Origin of the sequence: Rufibacter psychrotolerans, from assembly GCF_016924645.1 — a bacterium.
Taxonomy (GTDB): Bacteria; Bacteroidota; Bacteroidia; order Cytophagales; family Hymenobacteraceae; genus Nibribacter; species Nibribacter psychrotolerans.
Window position 1 is genome coordinate 83,939 of sequence record NZ_JAFFJV010000014.1, and the last position, 20,566, is coordinate 104,504.

Annotated in this window: 12 protein-coding genes; 9 read left to right on the forward strand and 3 right to left on the reverse strand. The window is 52.5% G+C overall.

Translation table 11 applies throughout. The features are described 5' to 3' along the window. The first annotated feature begins 6 nt into the window (after positions 1-6). From JT718_RS13985 to JT718_RS14010, 6 genes are all read left to right on the forward strand, one after another. The gene (locus JT718_RS13985; protein ID WP_205503330.1) at positions 7-2,484 is read left to right on the forward strand and encodes a hypothetical protein; all 2,478 of its coding nucleotides are present in this window, start codon (positions 7-9) and stop codon (positions 2,482-2,484) included. Between the two features lie 264 nt (positions 2,485-2,748). Next, entirely contained in the window at positions 2,749-4,986 is a 2,238-nt protein-coding gene (locus JT718_RS13990; protein ID WP_205503331.1) for an ATP-dependent helicase, read from the forward strand. Positions 4,987-5,180: 194 nt separating this feature from the next. Continuing rightward, entirely contained in the window at positions 5,181-5,840 is a 660-nt protein-coding gene (locus tag JT718_RS13995; protein ID WP_205503332.1) for a DUF4290 domain-containing protein, read from the forward strand. Positions 5,841-5,846: 6 nt separating this feature from the next. Further along, entirely contained in the window at positions 5,847-7,151 is a 1,305-nt protein-coding gene (gene murA / locus JT718_RS14000; protein WP_205503333.1) for a UDP-N-acetylglucosamine 1-carboxyvinyltransferase, read from the forward strand. Between the two features lie 272 nt (positions 7,152-7,423). Beyond that, a complete protein-coding gene (locus JT718_RS14005; protein ID WP_205503334.1) occupies positions 7,424-8,230 on the forward strand; it encodes a DUF4349 domain-containing protein in 807 nt (268 codons plus the stop codon). A 164-nt stretch (positions 8,231-8,394) separates the two neighbouring features. Then, positions 8,395-9,639: a serpin family protein gene (locus tag JT718_RS14010; protein ID WP_205503335.1), complete on the forward strand. Its 1,245-nt coding sequence runs from the start codon at positions 8,395-8,397 to the stop codon at positions 9,637-9,639. 133 nt (positions 9,640-9,772) lie between these two features. Here JT718_RS14010 and JT718_RS14015 read toward each other — a convergent pair whose 3' ends face one another. Further along, a complete protein-coding gene (locus JT718_RS14015) occupies positions 9,773-10,912 on the reverse strand; it encodes a THUMP domain-containing class I SAM-dependent RNA methyltransferase (RefSeq protein ID WP_240337095.1) in 1,140 nt (379 codons plus the stop codon). Positions 10,913-11,176: 264 nt separating this feature from the next. On the opposite strand from JT718_RS14015, the gene JT718_RS14020 reads away from it, so the two are divergent. The 3 genes from JT718_RS14020 (at position 11,177) to murB (ending at position 15,237) form a co-directional block, all read left to right on the forward strand. Next, positions 11,177-12,472, forward strand: a complete 1,296-nt coding sequence (locus JT718_RS14020; protein ID WP_317195514.1) for a sugar MFS transporter — start codon at positions 11,177-11,179, stop codon at positions 12,470-12,472. Between the two features lie 243 nt (positions 12,473-12,715). After that, a complete protein-coding gene (locus tag JT718_RS14025; protein WP_205503337.1) occupies positions 12,716-14,107 on the forward strand; it encodes an NACHT domain-containing protein in 1,392 nt (463 codons plus the stop codon). A 110-nt stretch (positions 14,108-14,217) separates the two neighbouring features. Next, positions 14,218-15,237, forward strand: coding sequence for a UDP-N-acetylmuramate dehydrogenase (gene murB, locus JT718_RS14030; protein WP_205503338.1), 1,020 nt, complete (start codon positions 14,218-14,220; stop codon positions 15,235-15,237). 254 nt (positions 15,238-15,491) lie between these two features. On the opposite strand, the gene JT718_RS14035 is transcribed toward murB, so the two are convergent. Together JT718_RS14035 and JT718_RS14040 are read right to left on the reverse strand one after the other, a co-directional pair. Next, positions 15,492-17,315 (reverse strand): T9SS type A sorting domain-containing protein, encoded by a 1,824-nt coding sequence (locus JT718_RS14035; protein WP_205503339.1) that lies wholly within the window; start codon positions 17,313-17,315, stop codon positions 15,492-15,494. A gap of 567 nt (positions 17,316-17,882) precedes the next feature. Further along, positions 17,883-20,291 carry an endonuclease MutS2 gene (locus JT718_RS14040; protein WP_205503340.1) on the reverse strand — a complete coding sequence of 803 codons (2,409 nt, stop codon included), beginning with the start codon at positions 20,289-20,291 and terminating at the stop codon, positions 17,883-17,885. Positions 20,292-20,566 lie beyond the last annotated feature (275 nt).

A 20,566-nucleotide genomic window follows, 5' to 3' on the forward strand; every position in this document is an offset into this window, starting at 1 on the left:
AACAGCATGAAAACAGACAGAGAAATGGGCAGCACCTCCGGGAAGCGCCCGGAAGATCATACCTCACCATTCCACTTGAAAAACCGCATTAGGGGCGTAAGGTCCGTATTTGGCTTGCTGCTCCTGGGCTTGTCCTTCGGCAGCGCCTCGGGGCAAATCCGGTCCTTGAACAACCTGCAAGCAGCCCTGCAGGCCCACCAGGAAAAAAACGTGCAGGAAAAGCTCTTCCTGCACCTGGACCGGCCCGCCTACGCCTGCGGCGAAACCATGTGGTTCAAGGTCTACAACGTAGACGGCACGCGGCACCAGCCCCTGCGCATGAGCAAGGTGGCGTACGTAGAGGTGCTGGACGCCGCCAACAAATCCGTGCTGCAAGGCAAGATTGCCCTCCAAGAAGGCAGCGGCAACGGCTCCTTTGTTCTGCCGGCCACGCTCCCCTCGGGCAATTACCGGGTAAGGGCGTACACCAACTGGATGAAGAACTTCGGGCCAGAGTTTTACTTTGGGCAACCTGTGACCATTATCAATACCTTCCAGCCGCTGACCCTCAAGGCCCAGAAGGACACTGCGGCCTACGCCATCCGTTTTTTTCCTGAGGGTGGCCAATTGGTAAACGGCCTGCCTGCCAAGGTGGCGTTCAAGGCCACGAACAGCTTCACGGGAAAAGGGGCTTTCTGCCAGGGGCAGGTACTGGACCAGGCCGGTAACGTGGTGGCTAGTTTTGAACCCGCTACCCTAGGCATGGGCCACTTCCGGTTCACCCCTACCAGCGCGGGCGCCTACACCGCTGTGGTGCAGTTTGCCGGCGGCCAGGAGGTACGACAGAAGTTACCCGCTGTGCAGGAGCAAGGCTACACCTTGGGGCTGGAGGAAAACAGCGCCCAGCAGGTACTCTTCACGGCGGCGGCTAGCTACCAGCAGGCAGAGCCGCTGTACTTGCTGGGCCATACGCGCCAGCAGGTAGTGGTGGCGGCAACCGCCACCCTGGTCAACGGCAAGGCGCAGTTCCTGGTGGCCAAAGACTCTCTGCCGGCGGGCATCACGCACTTTACCCTGTTCAACAGCCAGCAGCAACCGGTGGCCGAGCGCCTGTTCTTCACCCGCCCTACCCAGCTGCTGCAGATAGAGGCCACGCTGGGGCAGACCCAGATAGGCCCCCGGGAGAAAGTTACCCTTGACCTGCTCACCAGCCTGCTGCCCGGCCAGCCGTCCGCGGCCAACCTGTCGGTAGCTGTTTTCCGGCAAGACAGCCTGCAGGCGGCAGCCCCCGCAGACATTACGGCATACCTGTACCTCACCTCAGACCTGAAAGGAACGGTGGAAGCCCCGGCCTCTTACTTCAAGGAGACTTCCCCGCAGGCCAATGAGGCCCTGGACCACCTCATGCTCACGCACGGCTGGAGCCGCTTCACCTGGGACCAGGTGCTCCGGCCCCAGCCAGCATCCCCCCGGTTCCTGCCGGAGGTGCAAGGCCACCTGATCCGGGGAAAGGTTACGCACCTGGCCACCGGCGCGCCCGCCAAGGGCATCCGGACGTATCTGGCGGCGCCGGGCAAAAACGTGCGGTTTTACACCAGCACCAGCTCAGACAGCGGCACCGTTCTGTTTGACGCCAAGGATTTCTTCGGCCCCAAAGAAGTGGTGGTTCAGTCCAATTTCCTGCAAGACAGCACCTACCATTTCCAGTTAGACGATCCTTTCTCGGAGCGGCACACCTCTGCCCGTCTGCCCCTGTTTACGTTGAGCGAGCAACAGGAAGGTGCCCTCTACTGGCGGCACCTGGATGCCCAGGCCCAGAACATCTACTTTGAGAAGCACCTGAACCGGTTCAGGGCCCCGGGGCATGACAGCCTGCCCTTCTACGGCAAACCCAACCAGCGCTACTTCCTGGACCAATACACGCGCTTTAAGGTCATGGAAGAGGTGCTGCGGGAGTACGTGCCGGGCGTGATCGTACGCAAGCGCCGCGGGAATTTCCACTTCATGGTTCCGGACGAACAGCGCCGGCAGATTTTTGGGACCGACCCGCTGGTGTTGCTGGACGGCGTACCGGTGTTTGACCTGAACAAGATCATGGCCTTTGACCCCTTAAAAATTCAGCGGTTAGATGTACTGACCAGCCGCTATTACAACGGGTCGCTGGTGTCTGACGGGGTGGTGAGCTACACCACCTACAAAGGCGACCTGGCCGGTTTTCCGCTGGACGCCCGCGCCCTGCTGCAGGAGTACGAAGGCCTGCAGCAGCAACGCGAGTTTTATGCCCCCACCTATAACACCCAGGAGCAGAAACTGAGCCGCCTGCCCGACTGGCGGAACCTGCTTTACTGGTCGCCTGACCTGAAAACCGGGGCGCAGGGCAAAGCGCAAACCCACTTCTACACCTCTGACCAGCCCGGCACCTACGTAGTGGTGGTGCAGGGGCTCACCTCCGGAGGCCTGCCGGGCAGCAAGGTTATCTCGTTTACCGTGAAGAACCCGCTGTAGCCGCGTTAGTCCCGCCCCGGCGGGCAAATTGTTGAAATCCCCTGCTCAGGAAGCAATTTTCTGGGCAGGGGATTTTTTCAGCTCTTACTTTCCCAGGCTCGCCTTTCTCAAGGCAGCCAGTCGCTGCCCTGTTCCCGCCTGATCGGCAGGAAGGCTAACAACAGGGCAAAGCGCTCCTATGCAGAGGGAGGGCAAATCTGCTACGGGAAATGCGACATTATTCCGTAATTTTGTGTTCTTCCTCTAGAAAGAATATTTGTGAGCATGGATTACCTGAAACTCCTGAATGAGTCACAGCGAGCCGCTGTTTTAAATACCGAAGGACCTTGTATGATCATCGCCGGGGCGGGCTCCGGCAAAACCCGGGTGCTTACCTACCGCATCGCGCATTTGCTGGAGAAAGGCGTGGACCCGTTCAACATCCTGGCGCTTACCTTTACCAACAAGGCCGCCAAGGAGATGCGCGCCCGTATTGAGAAAGTGGTGGGCCCCGAGGCCAAGAACCTCTGGATGGGCACCTTCCACTCTATCTTTTCCCGTATTCTGCGCGCCGAGGCCCAGAAGATTGGGTACCCCAGCCACTTCACCATCTACGACTCCGATGACTCCAAGACCCTGATCCGGAACATCGTGAAGGAGATGAACCTGGACGACAAGCTCTACAAACCCAACATGGTGCTGGGCCGGATCTCGGCGGCCAAAAACAAACTGATCTCGGTAGCCCAATACCTCCGCGACCCTGCCATCCAGGCCGATGACGAGGCGGCCCTGCGCCCGAAAATAGGCCAGATTTACAAAACCTACGCTGAACGGTGCTTCCGGGCCGGAGCCATGGACTTTGACGACCTGTTGTTCAACACCAACGTGCTCTTCCGCGACCACGTGGATGTGCTGAACAAATACCAGAACATCTTCAAGTACTCCATGGTAGACGAGTACCAAGATACCAACTACTCCCAGTACCTCATTACCCGCAAGCTGTCGGCCAAAGACCGCAACATCTGCGTGGTGGGCGATGATGCCCAGAGTATCTACGCCTTCCGGGGGGCTGATATCAGCAACATCCTCAATTTTGAGAAAGATTACCCTGAGTTGGAGGTTTTCAAGCTGGAGCAAAACTACCGCTCTACCCAGCACATTGTAAAGGCGGCCAACTCGGTGATCAAGAACAACAAGGCGCAGCTGCGCAAGAGCGTGTTTTCTGAGAACGAGGAAGGTCAGCTCATTGACGTGATCAAAGCCAGCTCAGACAACGAGGAAGGAAAATTGGTGGCGCACGCCATTTTTGAGGAGAAGATGAACCAGCACCTCTCCTACGAGGACTTCGCCATTCTGTATAGAACCAACGCCCAGTCTAGGGCCATGGAAGAGGCCCTGCGCAAAATGAACATCAAGTACCGCATTGTAGGCGGTCTGTCGTTCTATCAAAGAAAAGAAATCAAAGACTTGATCTCCTACCTGCGTCTGGCCATCAACCATAATGATGAGCAGGCCCTGCGCCGGGTGATCAACTACCCTAAGCGCGGCATTGGCGATACCACCGTGGAGAAACTTATTGTGACCGCCAACGAGACCAACCACAGCATCTGGGAAGTAGTGAGCCACGCCAACCAGCTGGTGGGTGGCCGAGCCGGCGTGGCCATCCAGGATTTCGCGACCAAGATCAAGAGTTTTGCTATCATGGCCGAGCAGAAAGACGCCTTTGACGCCGCCACCTACATTGCCAAACACTCTGGTCTGGTAGATGATCTGTACGCCGATAAATCGGTGGAAGGCTTGGCCCGCTACGAGAACATCCAGGAATTGCTGAACGCCATTAAGGAGTTTGTGGACGATCCTGAGCGCGAAGACAAATCCCTGGCGAACTTCCTGCAGGACATTGCCCTGCTCACCGATGCCGACACCAAGAAAGAAGACGAAGGCGAGTACGTGACCATGATGACCATCCACTCAGCCAAAGGTCTGGAGTTCCGCAACGTGTTCATCGTGGGTATGGAAGAGAACCTGTTCCCGAGCCAGATGATGCTGCAAAGCCGGGCCGATCTGGAAGAGGAGCGCCGTTTGTTCTACGTGGCCATCACCCGCGCCGAGAAGAAATTGACCCTCTCCTACGCTACCAGCCGTTACCAGTGGGGGAACCTGCGGGCCGCCGAGAAAAGCCGGTTCATTGACGAGATTGACCCAGCGTTCCTCAACTTCAAGTTTGGCGAGGAGCGCGGTCCGTTTGAGAAAGTGCTGCAACGGAAAACCCCGGCGGCGCAGTTGATTACTCCCGCCAAAAAACCAGTTGCCGCCGCAGCCTACACCCCACCCGCTGACTTCACCCCCAGCGATACCTCTAACCTGCAGGCCGGTATGCGCGTAGAGCACCCTAAATTCGGGTTCGGGACCGTTACTAAGATGGATACCCAAGGAAACTCCACCAAAGCCATCATTGAGTTTGAAAGCGTGGGTGAGAAAACCCTGCTCCTGAGTTTCGCCAAGCTGCGCATACATGCGTAAAGCGTAGCACGTAGCAGGTATCACGTAGCAAGACCTCTTTTAGTAGACATAGCCACGCAAGATCCTTTTCCCTTTTAGGCCTGATTTTCTAAAAATAGGCCTAAAAGGGAGGTTCTTTTATCGTGATACTTGGTACTAGATACGTGATACGAACAAAAAATTCCTAATTTTGACCTTGCAACATACCCTATCACATGGTAGCCAGTTCCACTTTTAAACAAGAGCTTTTGCTGCGGGAGTACGGCCGCAATGTCCAGAACATTGTTCAGTACATCCTGACGGTGGAAGACCGAGCCAAACGTACCCAACTGGCTCAACTGCTCGTGAACCTGATGGGTCGTCTGAACCCCAACGTGAAAGACATCCAGGATGCCCAACAAACCCTTTGGAATCACCTGTACGTGATGTCTGACGGACAACTGGACGTGGATGCGCCGTTTGCGCTCAGCGCCATGGAATATCTCAATGATAAACCGCAGCGGGTAGACTATCCTACGCAGAACCCTAAATACAAGCATTACGGCACCAACCTGGAGCGCCTCATTGACAAAGCCAAGCAGGTCACAGATCCGCAGGAGCGCGAGGCCGCCATCATTTCCATCGGGAAACTGATGAAGGTGTTGTACCGCACCTATAACAAAGACAGCGTGTCTGACGAGGTGATCCTGGAGAACCTGCGCGAACTGTCTCGCGGTGAGTTGGACCTGAACCCTGCCCTGCTGGAAAAAGGCAATCTGTTTGAAAGCAATGTCAAGGCGCCGCAAGGCCCGGGTAACAACTTCCAGAACAACAACCAGAAGTACAAAAACAACCAGAACAAGAATCAGAACCAGAACCGAGGTAAGAATAAATAAGAACGCATGGCTTCTTTTGAAGTAATAGGCGGCCGGCCTTTACACGGCGAGATTATCCCGCAAGGGGCTAAAAATGAGGCACTGCAGATCCTTTGCGCCGTACTCATGACCGCTGAGCCGGTTGTCATCTCCAATATTCCCAATATCAGAGATGTAAACAAGTTGATTGAATTGCTGCGCGATATGGGTGTGCAGGTGGAGCAAACCGCTCCTGACACCTACGTGTTCAAAGCCGAGGACATCAACCTGGATTACCTGACTACTCCAAAATTCATTGAGCAGGCCCGCGCCATCAGAGGTTCTGTGATGATTCTGGGCCCAATGCTGGCCCGTTTTGGCGTGGCCAAACTGCCGAAACCCGGAGGAGACAAAATCGGCCGTCGTCGCCTGGATACGCACTTCGTGGGCTTTGAGAAGCTGGGCGCCAAGTTCACCTATGACTCCAACGACAGCTTCTACCACCTGGAAGGCAAAAACCTGAAAGGCACGTACATGCTGCTGGATGAGGCTTCCGTGACCGGAACCGCCAACATTGTGATGGCTGCCGTACTGGCCGAGGGAATCACCACCATCTACAACGCCGCCTGTGAGCCGTACCTGCAGCAGCTTTGCAAGATGCTGAACCGCATGGGCGCCAAGATCAGCGGCATCGGGTCTAACCTGCTCATTATTGAGGGGGTGGAGAAACTGGGTGGCACGGAGCACCGCATGTTGCCAGACATGATTGAGATTGGCTCTTTCATTGGTTTGGCGGGCATGACCGGCTCTGAGATCACCATCAAAGACGCGCAGATCCGGGAGTTGGGCTTGATCCCAGACACGTTCCGCCGTTTGGGTATCCAGATGGAGTTCCGCGGCGATGATATTTTCATCCCGGCGCAGGACCACTACGAGATTGACACCTACATTGACGGTAGCATCCTGACCGTGTCTGACCATACCTGGCCGGGCTTCACTCCAGATTTGCTGAGCATTGCGCTGGTAGTAGCCACGCAGGCCAAAGGAACCGTGCTCATTCACCAGAAGATGTTTGAGAGCCGCCTGTTTTTCGTGGACAAACTGATTGACATGGGCGCGCAGATCATCCTCTGCGATCCGCACCGTGCCACCGTGATCGGGCAGAACAAGCAGGTGCCGTTGCGTGGTATCTCCATGACCTCGCCGGATATCAGAGCGGGTGTGGCTTTACTCATTGCCGCCCTTTCCGCCGAAGGACGCAGTGTCATCCACAACATTGAGCAGATCGACCGTGGGTACCAGAACATTGATGGCCGTCTGAACGCCTTGGGCGCGCAGATCACCCGTCTGTAAGGACCCGACTTTCATACCTAAAAAACAGAAAGGGAGCCAATATCTGGTTCCCTTTCTGTTTTTTAGGTGCTATTTGTCGCATTTCTTTCGGTGCTCTGATTTTAGCCTATTTTCCAGAGAAATGCCTAAAAATGAAAAGTTTACGGCGCTTGTGATTCTACCTGAAGTAGTCCAACAAACGGGCCTGAAACGGCTTTCCAGCAACTTTTATTGTGCTCCGTTTTTGGGTTACCTTTTTGATGGTGAGCGGATTAAGAAGAAAAATCCAGCCTATGAAAACCATCTTCCGGCACTCCTTTCCCCTGCTGTTCGGGGCCTCTCTCCTGTTCTTTTCCGGCTGCCAAGGCCAGCAGGAAATGTCAGTCAATGAAGCAGCCGCTTCTGTAGATTCTGCTGAGACCAACGTTGCCAAAGAGCAAAAAGCAGAGGGCAAACCCACCCACGTCATCCGGCAGGCGGAGGTCAAATTTAAGGTTGAAAACCTGACAGCCAGCACCCAACGGGTAGAAACGCTGGTGGAACACTCGGGAGCCACTTTGGCCAATTCAAACCAGCACCAGACCGACGATACCAGAACCGCTGATTTCGTGATCAGGGTACAGCCTGAGAAATTCCTGCCTTTGCTGCAGCAAATCCAGAAAGAAAGTATGCAGCTTGACGTGCGCACCATCACCACCGATGATGTGTCTATGGAATTCGTGGACCTGGAGGCCCGCAAGAAAGCCAAACTGGCGGTGGAGCAACGGTTTATGGGTTTGCTGAAGGAGGCCAAAACCATCCAGCAAATTCTGGAGGTGGAAAACCAACTAAGAACCATCAGGGAGGAAATTGAAAGCGCGGAGGCGCGGCTTACCTACCTGCAGAACCAAACTGCCCTCAGCACCATCCGGTTGTCTATGTACCAGGTGGTACCGGTCACTGTACCAGAAGAGCCAGGTTTCTTTACCAGAGTCCTGGAGGCGGTAAGTACCGGCTGGGAGTTGTTGCTTTCGCTCCTGATCGGGTGTTTTTACTTGTGGCCGCTGTGGCTGGTGGGTGCCGGTATTTTAATTTATCTGCGCAAACGGAGCCTGGCTTAACCTTTCGGGGCAAATTTTCAGAAAAGGGCACCAACACATACGGTTTTGGTGCCCTTGCTTTTTCCGGTAATTAAACTCAGAGATCATGCAACCAACGCGGCCTCAAAGGGGTCATAAACCTATACACCCAATAGTTTTATCACCTCAAATTTCGCCACCCCGCCATGAAAATAGCATTTCTGAAATCGACGTTTCTGAGCATTGCCGGTTCCCTGCTGGTACTCACGGCTGCCTGTCAGCAGGATGATCCGGCCCCCGAAGCCAACCTGCCCAACCTCAGGCCCCTGACACCGCAGGAAGTAAAAACCGTGTCGGGCACAAACGAGTTTGCATTCCGGTCTTTTGCTCAGATCAGCAACCTGGAGGGAAACAAGAACGTGTTCATCTCGCCGCTGAGCTTGAGCATGGCCCTTACCATGACCTACAACGGAGCAGCCAACGGCACCAAAGACGCTATGAAACAAACGCTGGGCTTTGGTGATGCGTCTGACGAAGAGATAAATCAATCATTCAAAAGCCTGGCTGAATTGCTGGTGGGCATTGACAAAACCGTGCAGTTTACCTCGGCTAATTCACTGTGGCTGAACAAAGACTTTCAAGTACTGGCCCCATTTGTGAGTACCAACCAGAACTACTTTCAGGCCACCGTGAAGGAGCTGGATTTTTCGTCTTCCGGGGCCAAGGAGGAAATTAACAATTGGGTGAATGAGAAAACCAAGGGCAAGATCAAAACCATTGTGGACCAGGTGCGGCCCGACCATCTGATGTTCCTGATCAACGCCATCTACTTCAAAGGCACCTGGACCTACCAATTTGATAAGAACCTGACCCAGCCCCGGCCCTTTAGGTTAGAAGACGGCAGCACGGTATCGCACCCCTTTATGAACCTGAAGAAAGGCCGTTACCTCACCTACCGTGATGCCACCAAACAGGTCATTGACCTGCCTTACGGCAACAAGCAGTACAGCATGACGCTGGTTGTGCCGGGCCAGAACCGCACCGTGCAGAATATTTTGCCGGAATTGTCGGTGAACAACCTGAACAAGTGGCTGTCTGAAGCCGATTCATCGACGCTGGAACTGTACATGCCCAAATTCAAGCTGGAGTTGAAGTACTCTGAGAACCTGAAAACCGCCCTGAAAAACCTGGGCATGGGCGTGGCCTTCACTGACCAGGCCGATTTCAGCCGTATGATTCCTGGCGGTGGATTGAGTATTTCAGAGGTAAACCATAAAACCTTTGTAGAGGTGAACGAAGAAGGCACCGAAGCCGCCGCGGCTACCTCGGTGGGCATTGTGGTCACGTCTCTTCCGCCCTCTATAACCGTGGATAAACCCTTTGTTTTCCTGATCAGGGAGAAATCAACCAACGCCATCCTGTTCATCGGCAAACTGATGCGGCCGGAGTAACTCAAACCAACCTTCAACCAACCGGAAACAGAAAACCCGTTTTAGGGCCATTTACTCAAAATTGGCTCTAAAACGGGTATATTTTTTGGAACACCTATCAGGAAATCCGGCACTCACTCACTCACTCACTCACTCACTCACTCACTTTTCGGCTGCCCCGATACAGTTCGTATTTGAACAGGCGGCACTCAATTGGGCCGTTGTAGAGCGGGATACGGCGCGAAGGTTTCAGGCCGATGTGCTTGGCGGCTTCCAGGTTGCCGGTAAAGATGCAGGCATCCCAGTCCTGGAAATTGGCTTTGAGCGTATCTCCGATGGTTTTGTAGAGGCCGTTGATCTCGCGCTCATCCCCGATACGCTCTCCGTAGGGAGGGTTCATGATCAGCAAACCTTTGTCGGTGGGTTTCACGGCGTCTTTGAAATCAAGTTCTTTCACGCGCACAAACTCATCCAGCTCGGCGTACTCCAGGTTCTGGAAGGTGGCTTCCACAAAGTCGGGGTCAATGTCTGAGCCGAAGATCTCCACTTCGTTATCCAGGTCTTCTTTGGCCACGGTATCCTGATACACGCGCCGGTACAGGGCGGCATCATAGTCGGGCCAGCGCATGAAACCGTAATCTTTGCGGTACACGCCCGGGGCTATGTTGTGGGCCAGCATGGCGGCCTCGGTGAGGAACGTGCCGGAGCCGCACATGGGGTCATACAGCGGGGTTTTCTTGTCCCAACCGCTCAGGAGCAGAATGCCGGCGGCCAAAACCTCGTTCAGCGGGGCCACGTTGGTCTGCTGCCGGTAGCCACGCCGGTGCAGCGAATCGCCGGAGGAGTCCAGGGCCAGGGTCACGATGTTCTCGTGCATGTGCAGGTTCAGACGGACATCGGGCGTGGTCACGTCAATATTGGGACGCCGGCCGGTCTTCTCCCGGAACTGGTCCACAATGGCGTCTTTGGTCAACTGCGACACGTACAGGGAGTGCTCAAACGTGGACCGGGACACGACCGCGTTGATGGCGAAAGTATCGTTCAGGCTCATGTACAGGTCCCAGTCAATCTCGCGCACTTTCAGATACAGCTCTTTTTCATCGCGGGCTTTGAACTGAGCAAACGGCTTTAGGATACGGATAGCGGTGCGGCAGCAGATGTTGGCCTGGTACAGCAGGTACTGGTTTCCGCTGAAAGTCACGGCCCGCACACCAGGTTTCACGTAAAGCGCCCCTAATTCCCGAAGCTCTTGGGCCAGCACTTCTTCCAACCCCGCCAGGGTGGTTGCAGTCATATTGAAATTGCCGGTTGCTTTGGTTTTGGCCATAGAGGTGGAGCGTTAAATGGGGAGATTCTGTATGGGGCGCAATTTCGCAAAAATGTACCTATAACGGCAGAAATCATTGCCTTGGTTTGCGGTTTTTGTTGTCGGTGGCGGGGCGGCGGGGCCAGAATGCCCCCAACAGGAGCAAAAAGCAGAAATCTTTGGCCCTAATGGTTTGCGGAAAAAAGATATTTCCTAATATTGGTATTCTAGCAAAACCCTACCTTAACAAAAATGTCTAAAGTAATGTCTTCTACCCCCTCCAGTCAGGCCACGCAAGCACCGCCTACCAATTACGCGAAGTCCATGGCCATTATTGGGGCCCTGTTCTTTGTGTTCGGGTTTGTGACCTGGCTCAACTCGGTCCTCATCCCCTACCTGAAAATCGCCTGTGAGCTCAACAACTTTGAGTCTTACCTGGTGGCCTTCGCGTTCTACATCGCCTACCTGGTCATGGGCATGCCCGCCGGCTGGCTCCTGAAGAAAACGGGGTACAAGAAAGGCATGTCGGCGGGCTTGTTGATCATCGCCGTGGGCGCCCTGCTGTTTATCCCGGCGGCCATGTCGCGTACGTACGCGCTGTTTCTGCTGGGCTTGTTTGTGCAGGGAACCGGCTTAACGGTGCTGCAGGCCGCGGTGAACCCGTACGTGTCCATCATTGGGCCGGCCGAGAGTGCCGCCAAGCGCATCAGCATCATGGGAATCTGCAACAAGATCGCCGGTTCGGCGGCTCCTTTTATTCTGGGGAGCATCCTGTTGGCCGGGGCCGATGACCTGGTGACCAGCCTGGAAACCATGGATGCCGCCCAGAAAGCCCAGGGCCTGGATGCCCTTGCCGCCCGCGTGATCACACCTTACCTGATCATCATGGGAGCGCTCATTCTGCTGGCCATCTTTACCTATTTCTCGGGCCTGCCCGAAGTGGACACCGACCAGGAAGACGAAACCGTGGCGGCCGCCAACACCGGCAAAACCAGCGTGTTCCAGTTTCCGCACCTGGTCATTGGCGTGATTAGCTTGTTCCTGTACGTGGGCGTGGAAGTGATGGCCGGCGATACGGTAATCAGCTATGCTTCCAGCCAGGGCATTCCGCTGGATGAGGCCACGCGCTTCACCACCTTCACCCTGTGGGCCATGATTGCCGGTTACGTGATCGGGATCATTGCCATTCCCAAGTATCTGAGCCAGCAGAAAGCCCTGCAGATCTGCGCCGTTTTAGGGGTGATTTTCACCTTATCGGCCATTTTCACCGATGGCTACGTGTCGGTGCTGAGCATCTCTTTGCTGGGTCTGGCCAACTCGCTTATGTGGCCCGCCATTTTCCCGCTGGCCATCGCGGATCTGGGTCGGTTCACCAAAATGGGTTCCTCGCTGCTCATCATGGGCATTGCCGGCGGGGCCCTGCTGCCGCTCCTCTACGGTTACCTGGCCGACGTGATGAACCCGCAGCAAGCCTACTGGATGATGGTGCCTTGCTACCTGTTCATCCTGTATTTCGCGGCGGTGGGCTATAGAATCAGAACCAGATAGTTTACCCCTTTCAGAGCTGTTTTCCTGAAAACGGCCCCTAAACAGAAAAGCCACCCCATAACGGGTGGCTTTTTCTATTGCTTACTATTTCAAAAACAATCTACGACAGAATGAAATAAACTTTTCGATACTTACTATTAAGTATTGAAAAGTTTATTTCAGAAAATTAAATTTATTCAACCACTCTTCTAATTCAGAACTTAAATATCTTTTTTATTATAAACTAAATAATTAAATAAAAACATGGAAACTAAAAACCAACCCCAAAGCTCTATTAAAAAGAAATGGCATCAAAGTTTATGGATAAAAATAACAACATTCACAGGAGGAGTGATTCTAATTGCTCAACTTACAGACGGCTTAATAATTATAAAAGGGGTTTTGCCAGACTTCAAAAAAGAAATAGAAATCGTAGACCCCCATATAACTTATTTATCTAAAATTATTGATTCAGATAGAACAAAAGTAATAGAAGCTGACGAAAATATTATTTTTGATAAGAGTAATGAATCCTTTTTACATCCAAATCTTGTTGATTATTACATAGATTTAAACAAAGAAATTTTTAATTTCATATACACAAATACACAAAGAAACAAGAGTAGCATAACTTATTTGATAGCACCAGCCGGCTCAGGTAAAAGCTTCCTCATGAATCGTTTTGATGCTAATCATTATAAAGTTACAATGCTTGATTTAGCAAGAATAGTAGATAGAAGTAACTTAAATCCAATATTTTTCACTTTGGAACCAGATTTAACTACTTCAAACAGTGACAACAAATATACTTTCAACGAAATGCCTAACCTTAAACCTGAAGTTGCACATGATTTTGATTTTAGTAAGCTTTTAAGTTTTGCTAATTACAACATTAACAACACCGATAGCAGACCACAACTAATACTGATTGATGGTTTAGATGAGGTACATCCTAATCTTTCCAAAAGGGTTCTTGAAATAACTCACACTTACATAAACAATAGTTCTTTACCTCTACAGGCTATAATTGCAGGAAGACCTGAAGGTTTTAGACCTTTTTTGACCAGCCGATTTAGAAGTACAACACCAAAATATATAACACGCACCCACATTTTACAAACACCTATTTTAAAAACTAAAGGAGACTTAAGAATAGCTATAAAAAATTACAACGACTATACAGAGGGAGAGAAAATTGATGAATTATCAACCTTAGAAAACATAATTAACACATTAGAAGATGATCCTTTATTTCCTTATTACAGTGGAAATCTAAGTATTCTTACATTCATCATCCAAGAATGCTCTAAGAATAAGTATTCAATTAATGATTTACACAAAAGAATACTTTCTAACATTCTTGCAAGAAATAACAAGAAAATGGGTAGACCAAACTATGATGATGAAATCTACTATAACCTAATAAAAGCTTCCATAATAAAATACAAGAACAAGGTTGATTCAATAGGATATTTTGAAGTAAGCCCCAACGATGAAGTAACTGTAGTTCAAAATTTAACCTCTGGACCTAGAAGATTTACAGTAAAAGTCACTTCATTATTAAATAGAAGCGGAATAATTTTTTTAAATCCAATTAGTTTAGAATCTACTAAATATAAATTTGAGCCATATTGGATTATAAATCAATTTGATTAATTTCGTTTTATATAATAGTAATTTCCTACTCATTAAATTTAAGATAAAAATAGAATTTATTACAATATTATTCAGTTTTCTTATTTTTGCCCTAAATCCACATATTGTTCATGAGAATTATAAGAGGCGCCTCGCTGCAGCCTTACAATACCTTCGGCATTGACGCGAAAGCCACCCTGCTGGCCGAGTTCACCTCGGTGGAAGAGCTGCGCGCGTTGCTCCAGAACCCCGAGGTGCAAGCCTTGCCTTTGCTGATTCTGGGAGGTGGTAGCAACGTTTTGCTCACGCAGGATGTACAGGCCGCCGTGCTCTTGAACCGCATCAAAGGCATCACCCAGACGGAAGATGCCGATGGGAAACATGTTCTGGTGACTTCGGGCAGTGGTGAGACGTGGCATGAATTAGTGTTGTACACCCTGGAGCATGATCTGGGCGGCATTGAAAACCTTTCCCTTATTCCGGGCACGGTGGGTGCGGCTCCTTTGCAGAACATTGGGGCGTACGGCGTGGAGTTGAAAGACACGTTCCACTCCCTGGAAGCGCTGGAGATTGCCACTGGCGAGCTGGTCAACTTCAACCGGGAACAGTGCGGCTTTGGTTACCGCGAGAGCATTTTCAAACGCGAAGCCAAAGGCAAATACATTGTGACCTCCGTGACGTTGCGGCTCACCAAAGAACACACGTTCAACACTTCCTACGGCGCCATCCAGGACACCCTGGCCCAGCAGCAGGTAAAGGAATTGAGCCTGAAGGCCATCAGCGAGGCGGTGTGCCACATCCGGAGAAGCAAACTCCCCGATCCGGCCAAGATTGGCAACGCCGGTTCCTTTTTCAAGAACCCTGAGATTCCACTGGCCCTGTTTGAGATTTTGAAAGCACAGTATCCCGGCATTCCTGGTTATCCGGTGAGCCCCGAAACCGTCAAGGTTCCGGCGGGTTGGCTCATTGAGCAGTGCGGCTGGAAAGGAAAGGTGCTGGGCAAACACGGTGTGCACAAAGACCAGGCGCTGGTGCTGGTGAACTACGGCGGTGCCACCGGAAACGAGGTGAAGGCACTGGCCTACGAGATCATCCAATCGGTGGAAGAGAAATTTGGGATTAGGCTCACGCCCGAGGTAAACATCATCTAAGCCTCCCGCGCCATGACTTCTGCTGAGTCTGTCTCTCTGCTCTCTGAGGGCAACCCTAGAGGCAAAGGCCACACACCAAATAGAGGAATTGGTGCACCAGCACATGGCCAAAGGCGGCAAAGCCATCAACGCCCGCGGCAGGATGTTACTCAAGCAGCTCAGGAAATAAAGAAGGCTGGCGTAAATGCCAGCCTCTTTCGTTTTTGGTCCGTTTTCTGGAAAAAAGGCCAAAAGCCACTTCTCCTATCCTGCCGCTACTGCTTTACGAAATTCTTGGTAAGGTGCAAGCTTTCGTTCTGCAGCACCAGGGTGTAATTTCCGGCTGGGAGTTGGGGTAAATCCACCACCTGCTTTCCCGAGGCCGCGAACTCCACTTGTCGCTCATGCACCGTCACGCCCAAGCTGTTCACCAGTTTCAGCACATAGTTTCTTCCCTTCATTTCAGGGGAAACTTCCAGGGTGAGCGACTCTGAAGCAGGATTTGGATAAGCCCGTACCTTCAGATGCATGTCCAGCTCTTCAGCAGAGGCAGAAAGGGTGTTCTCGTATTTTACCAGGAACGCATCGGTGTTCTGGCCCTGGGCAGCTCTGGTTACGGGCATCATGCCAGCCGAATTGAAGTTCAGCGTTCCCCCGAAGGCACCCGCCAGGTAAACCTTTTGACCAATATCGGTCAGGAGGGCCATCCCTACCTGATCCTGCGCGTTCCCGATAGATCTGGCCCAGGTAAAACCACCGTACCCTAACCCGTACTTGAGCAGCAACAGGTCTCTTTGCCCGGCATTGTCTTTGATCACCGGGTAGGGTGTATGCGCAGGCTGGCCATTGTGAGAGGCGTACAGGTTGACATCGGTTTGGGCATCAAAATAGCCGGTGGCATACAGCCCTGAATAGTCCACCGCCAGATCGGTCAGGTAGTCTTTCCCGGCCCCGCCTACGCCATGCAGCCAACTTGTTTTGCCGGTGTTATAGTCAAACTTAGCCATAAACGCATCATTTTCGCCTTTGCAGCCCAGTTCCCAAATCCCGTTCTGGGTGGACGGGAATTGAATACCGAACTCCGAGGCAGTACTGGTAGAAAACCAGCCTGCCATGTAAATGCCGGTGTTGTCCAGGGCCAGGGCGTTCACCCAGGAAAAGGAGAAAGTACCCCGGGTTTGCTCCAGCCAGTCCAGTTCGCCGGTCCCCGGATGGTAGCGCGCCCAAAAGATGTTTCGGCTGCCGCCCTGGCTGGAAATCACCTCGGGTTTGGTGCCGTTCAGGTTAAAATCCGCTTCTCCGGAGAAAACCCCACCCACAAATAACCCCTCGTCATTAGCGGCAATGGCACTGATGGCCTCGCCGTTCACCCCTCCTACCCCGCGCCACCAGGCGGTGGAACCGTCCTGCCCGTTCAGCTTCATCAGGAAGCCATCAGAGCTGCCTGTACTGCTTTTGATCAACGCCGTGCCGCCGTGGTTAAAGTCCAGTTCGCCCAGGAAAGCGCCGGATACAAACAGCTCCCCGTGCGACGTAGCCAACCTTACATGGTACACCCCATTACTGGCCAGGTCTCCCAAAATTGGTTTTGCCCATTGCAGATCGGCGGTTTCTAACGCGTACTTCGCAACAAACCCATTGGGAGAGTAGCCTGTCTGTCCGTTCACATCAGGCCCGATCAAGACCGCCGGGGTACCACCCGGATTGAAGTTCAGCTCTCCGCGGAACAAACCGGAAACATAGATGGCCGTGGCATCCACTACCAGGTCCAGGTCTTCTGCCAGACCCGTTCCGGTAATGGTCTTTACCCATTCCAGGCTCCCGTTAGAAGTGTACTTGGCGATAAAGGCACTCTGGGCACCGGTGCTTTGGAGGGTGGTGGTTCCCAGCTGCGCGCTCCCCTGGAAAGTACCCGCCATGTACACGTTCCCATCAGGATCTTTGGCCAGTGCCGAAGCGGCGCTGTGGAGAGGAGTAGCGTTGGAAGCTCCGTTCACTGTTTGCATCCAGAGCACATGCGCGGAGACCTGCGAGAAAGCCTCCTGGGGCAGCAGGTAAAACAAGCAGATCAGGAACAGAGCGTAAACAGGTGTCTTCATACGATAGAATCTTTGATTTAAGTTAGTCTATAAATTCAAAGATTCCTATATAAGCAAAAAGGTTGCATGTCAATGACATACAACCTTTCAGGTAGAGGCATTTTATATATCTGAAGCCTTGCCATTTCGCGGTTTTCGCCGTTGTTGGTGTTATCACCAACAACTTCTTATCAGCCCAGTTTAAGGGAAATTCTTAGAATTGAGCCTGGAAAGGATTGTTGGTGACAACACCAACAATGGCACAAAAGGCATACAACCTTTCAGGAAGAGGTATTTTCTTTATTTGAGGTTACTTCAGCACTCGCCGTTGTTGGTGTTATCACCAACAACTTCTAATCATCTCAGTTTAAGGGGAATTTTGAGAAATGAGCCTGGAAAGGATTGTTGGTGATAACACCAACAATGGCACAGAACGCTAACAACGGCACAGATGGCATAGATTGCTAGGATTATGCCCATTTCATGGCTACATCTGAAAACCAGAAAGGGAGCCCAGCTTGTGCTGACTCCCTTTCTGGTTCTTATCATTTCAGGCCTATTATCTTGAAAAGTGGCCCAAAACGTACTTTATTTCAGTACAATGATGGTTACGCCATCGCCGCCTCGCTCTACGTGTTCATCGCTCACGCTGGCTACTTCGCGCAAGGTACGCACGTAGTCCCGGATGATCTGCTTCAGGATACCATTCCCGCGACCGTGGATGATTTTCACCTCCGGAATGCCTAGCATGATGGCATCGTCCATGAAGTTCATCACGGTGGTGAGCGCTTCTTCGGCGTACTTCCCGCGCACGTCCAGGGTGTGCTGGAAGTCGGCCATGCGTTGGGTCACGTCCAAGCCTCTGGAAGGAGCCGTGGCAGTAGCCAGTTCTTTCTCCTTCTTGGCTTTCTCGCGCACCACGTTGGGGTCAGGGCGTTCCAGTTTCTCCAGCTTCACAATGGTCTTCAAGCCCCCGAAACTCACCTCCGCGGTTTTGCCTTTGATGGCCAGCAGTTCACCCACTGAGTCTTGCCCGATCAAAGCCACGCGCTCACCCGGTTGCAAAGGTCCGGTTGGTACCGAGCCGTTGCGGCGCACCACTGGTTTTGGTTCCGGTGTGATTTTCTCCTTGAAGGCATCCAGCTGCTGCCGGGCCGCTTTGGTTTGTTCCTTTTCGGCCTGGCTGCGTCTGATCTGCTCAATGGTTTGCTCAATCTGTTGGTTCGCGTCTTTCAGGAGCAACTTGGCCTGACCTTTGGCCGTCCGGATGATATCCTGCTTGGTTTCCTCCAGATGGTCTTTCAGGGCCGTATACTCTTCCACCGCTTTCTGCAGTTTGCGCTCATGCTTGGCCACTGCCGCATTCTTCTTCTCGAAATCGGTTTTCTCCTGCTCCAGTTGCTCCAGCAGCTTGTCGTAACGGATCTTCTCCTTCCCTACCAGCGTACCGGCCTTCTCAATGATATTCTTCGGCAACCCGATTTTACGGGCGATCTCTAGCGCGAAGGAAGAACCCGGCTTACCAATCTCCAACTGATACAGCGGCTGCAACTCAGCGGGGTTGTAGCGCATGGCACCGTTCACAATGCCTGGCGTACGCTCCGCGAAGTTCTTCAGGTTGGTGTAGTGGGTGGTGATCACCCCAAACACCTTCTGCTGGTGCAGTTGGCTCAACACAGATTCAGCGATGGCTCCGCCCAGCACCGGCTCGGTACCGGTACCAAACTCGTCAATGAGCACCAGCGACTTCTTATCCGCGAACAGCACAAACTGCTTCATGTTCTGCAGGTGGGAGCTGTAGGTACTCAGGTCGTTCTCAATGGACTGCTCATCGCCCATGTCCAGGAAAATATCCCCGAACAAACCAGCCTCAGAACCTTCGTCCACGGGAATCAAAAGACCGCACTGCAGCATGTACTGCAACAGACCCGCCGTTTTCATGGCCACGGATTTACCCCCGGCGTTCGGTCCCGAGATCAACAGAATGCGTTGCTCCTGGTCCAGATCCAGCGAAAGCGGAACGGCTTTTTTGCCCTGTGCCTGCAACGTCAGGTGCAGGATGGGGTGACGGGCGTTCTTCCACTTCATGACCGGACGCTTGTGCAGTTCCGGCATAATCGCGCCAATCTTGTTCGCCACCACGGCTTTGGCCCGGATGAAGTCCAGCAAAGACAGGAACTGGTACGCTTTGCGCAAGGCCGGTAAATGGTGCCGCACCTGGTTCGTAACCGCTGTCAACAAGCGGATGAGTTCGCGGTGATAGGCGTTCTCCAGGTCTTTGATGTCGTTGTTCAGCTCAAAGACGTTTTCCGGCTCCAAGTACACGGTTTGCCCCGTGGCCGATTCGTCATGGATCAGACCTTTGATGCGGCGCTTGTACTCGGCAATCACCGGAATCACCAGACGTCCGCCCCGGATGGTAGGCTCGGCATCAGACGGCGTCCAGCCTTCATTTTTAGCGTGGCGCATGATGCTGCTGATCTGCTTCCGAAGCTGGGTTTGCTGCCCAATCAGGTCACGCTTGATGCGCTGCAGCTCTGGCGAGGCATCGTCTTTCACGTTGCCGCTGTCGTCCACCAGTTTCTCCAGGGCAGTCACCAGTTGGCGGTCCACGGTTACATCCTGGGTCAGGGCTTTCAGGGCCAGGTATTGGTCCTCATCGGCCTCCACAAAGAAGCCTAGCGCCTGCCGTATAGCCCGTAAGGACATTTTTATCTCGTACACGCCCCGCACCTCCAGGAAGGCACCTTCCAGAGCGGCGCGGTTCAGGTGCTCGGTTACGTCAAAGTAGTACTGCGATGGGAAGTCTTCGCCGGCGCGCAGGATGTTGGCAAACTCATGCGTTTGCTGCAACAGCCGCTGCACCAGGTCAAAGCGGTCCAGGAACGACACGCGCTCCACGAACTTCCGCCCCAGGGGACTTAAACAGGCTTCGGCCAGCATTTCTCTGATCTGGCTGAACCCGATTTTCTGCTCAAAATTTGATGGGTATATCAAGTCTTTGTTTTTTCTAGTTTTATTTTCTGTTTCTACCCCGATTCTGCAAAAGTAGCTTAAATACGGGATTGGTCAGGATTATAGAACATCACGTAGCGAATCTATGTTCCTTTTGTATTCAAGATTTATCTTAGGTGCCAGTAGTTAACATACTATTCAAGATATAGACCTAAAGACTTTACTGATGTTCCGTAGTTATAGGGCTTGTTGGTGAGAACACCAACAAGGGCGAGAAGGGCGAGAAGGACGAGAGGAATATTCAAGTTTTAGCATCT